Source organism: Brunnivagina elsteri CCALA 953 (assembly GCF_002289455.1).
GTDB lineage: Bacteria > Cyanobacteriota > Cyanobacteriia > Cyanobacteriales > Nostocaceae > Brunnivagina > Brunnivagina elsteri.
In genome coordinates this window covers 1-2,191 of record NZ_NTFS01000658.1, presented here as the reverse complement: position 1 = coordinate 2,191, position 2,191 = coordinate 1, and the positions used below count along the sequence as shown (strand labels likewise).

The following is a 2,191-nucleotide window of genomic DNA, read 5'->3' as shown; positions in this document are numbered from 1 at the left end:
GTAATAGACAGAGATGCTTCATTGCGCTTCGCTCCATTCAGCATGACAATTGGGCACTTTTTTACTTGGAACACTCTTAGTGAAGCTAAAATAGCCCGTTCATCATCCAAAAGACTAGAGATTGTGACAGTAAGGAATAGTTACACATCTCTCTTGCTAATTTAGGAATGTATGGTTAGAACTTAGGACAAAATGTCAATATATAGGTAAGGAATGGGGTATTGAGCATTGGGCATTGATTAATTTATAAAGAGGTCATATGTCGTGTTTCTAGATTCCCAAACCTCAAGGACTTGATACGACGCGATGTACACTAAGAACGGGTTAAGAATATACTTTCAAATACCTTAAAAGTTTTTAGATGCTACCCTACCCTTCGGGAACGCCAAAGGCGAACGAGGGAACGGGAAGTCTTTCGCCTACCTTCGTCAGCATGACAAAGGTTTATATTCTATCCGTTTTGAGTATATCGTGTTTCTAGATTCCTAATTCCCAAATCCAAAAGACGCGATGTATCGTGTTTCTAGATTCTCAATTCCCAAATCCTCAAGACGTGATGTATCGTGTTTCTAGATTCCTAATTCTCAAATCCAAAAGATGCGATGTATCGTGTCTCTACATTCTTAAATCCTAATTAAATTAAAATTCCCATGTCTTCCAATCCCCAAAATCTCAGTGGTAGCGAAATTCGCCAAAAATTCCTCGACTTCTTTGCACAACATGGACACCAAATTTTACCAAGTGCTTCCCTCGTGCCAGAAGACCCTACGGTATTACTGACGATCGCGGGGATGCTACCATTTAAACCGATATTCTTAGGACAACGCACCCCAGAATTTAAACGAGCAACCACATCACAAAAATGTATTCGTACCAACGATATTGAAAATGTTGGTGTGACTAAGCGTCACCACACTTTCTTCGAGATGTTGGGTAACTTCAGCTTTGGAGATTATTTTAAAGAACAAGCGATCGCATGGGGTTGGGAAATCTCTACCCAAGTCTTTAACCTTCCCAAAGAGCGTTTGGTAGTTAGTGTATTTGAAGACGACGACGAAGCCTTTGCAATTTGGCGCGATAAAATAGGTGTTACCGAAAAGCGCATTCAACGCATGGGTAAAAAAGATAACTTCTGGGAATCGGGAGCTACTGGTCCTTGTGGTCCCTGTTCCGAGATATACTACGACTTTCACCCGGAATTAGGCGATGAGAATATCGATTTAGAAGATGATACCCGGTTTATTGAGTTTTATAACCTGGTGTTCATGCAATACAACAAAGACATAGAAGGGAATTTAACACCACTTGCAAATCAAAATATAGATACGGGTTTGGGTTTAGAGAGAATGGCACAAATTCTCCAACAAGTTCCCAACAACTACGAAACTGATTTAATATTCCCCATTATTCAAACTACCGCAAATATCGCAGGGATTGACTACGTTAAAGCAGACGAGAAAACCAAAATATCTTTAAAAGTGATTGGCGATCATATTCGTGCTGTAGTCCACATGATAGCCGATGAAATCCGCGCTTCCAACACTGGACGCGGTTACATTTTGCGTCGTTTGATTCGTCGTGTCGTCCGTCATGGTAGATTAATTGGGATTTCTGGGGAATTTACAACCCAAGTTGCCGAAACCGCAATTTTACTGTCAGAATCTGCCTATCCTGGGGTTCGCAAACGGGAAAATGCCATCAAAGCCGAATTACAGCGCGAAGAAACCAACTTCCTGAAGACATTGGAACGGGGTGAAAAATTACTCGAAGACATCATTAATAAAGCCAAACAGGAAAATCAAACCACAATTAGCGGTATTGATGTCTTCAAACTCTACGACACATACGGTTTTCCCCAGGAACTCACTGCCGAAATTGCCACAGAAAACGGCTTAAACATCGATGAAGCTGGCTTTGCTGCCGAAATGGAAAAACAGAAGCAAATGGGAAGAGATGCCCACGAAACCATCGATTTGACGGTACAGGGAAGCATCGACAAATTAGCCGCACAGATTACAGTTACAGATTTCGTTGGTTATACCGAAGCGATCGCATCTACCAAAGTCGAAGCAATTTTAGTTAATGGTGTTGCCGAAGAAGAAGCCGAAGTCGGAACAGAAATTCAAATCCTCCTCGAAAAAACCCCCTTCTACGCTGAATCTGGGGGACAAATCGGGGATAGGGGTTATAT

Annotated in this window: 1 protein-coding gene; it reads left to right on the top strand. The window is 41.6% G+C overall.

Annotation, left to right across the window (positions count from 1 at the left end):
* Nucleotides 1-650 precede the first annotated feature (650 nt).
* On the top strand, nucleotides 651-2,191 hold a 1,541-nt coding region (gene alaS, locus CK510_RS29600), incomplete at its 3' end, for an alanine--tRNA ligase (protein ID WP_095725016.1).